The sequence below is a fragment of the Cellulophaga sp. F20128 genome, assembly GCF_023015805.1.
Taxonomy (GTDB): Bacteria; Bacteroidota; Bacteroidia; order Flavobacteriales; family Flavobacteriaceae; genus Cellulophaga.
On record NZ_JALKBA010000082.1, the window covers coordinates 1 to 488 of the forward strand.

1 pseudogene is annotated in these 488 nt (G+C 44.5%); it reads right to left on the minus strand.

Annotated elements, in window-relative coordinates:
• Window positions 1-488, minus strand: a pseudogene (locus MWU65_RS17565) (thrombospondin); the annotation flags it as partial.

Genomic DNA, 488 nt, shown 5'->3' on the forward strand with positions numbered 1-488 from the left:
GAACAATCGTCACACCCATCCCCATCTAAATCTTGACAAACAGAAGGGTCTAGAGGATCGGTATCATCACCATCGGCTACACCATCGTTATCGTTATCTGGATCACTGGCATCACAAATACCATCTCCATCGGTATCTGTACCGTCATTGGCTGGATCAAAATTATTACCTACACTAAAATCGGTATTTGAGGTAGCCGAACAATCATCACAGCCATCACCATCTAAATCTTGACAAACAGAAGGGTCTAGAGGAGCCGTATCACTACCATCAGCCACACCATCGTTATCATCATCAGTATCACTGGCATCACAAATACCATCTCCATCGGTATCTAAACCGTCATTGGCTGGATCAAAATTATTACCAGCGCTAAAATCGGTATTTGATGTAGCCGAACAATCGTCACACCCATCACCGTCTAAATCTTGACAAACAGAAGGGTCTAGAGGATCCGTGTCGTCACCATCGGCTACACCATCGTTATC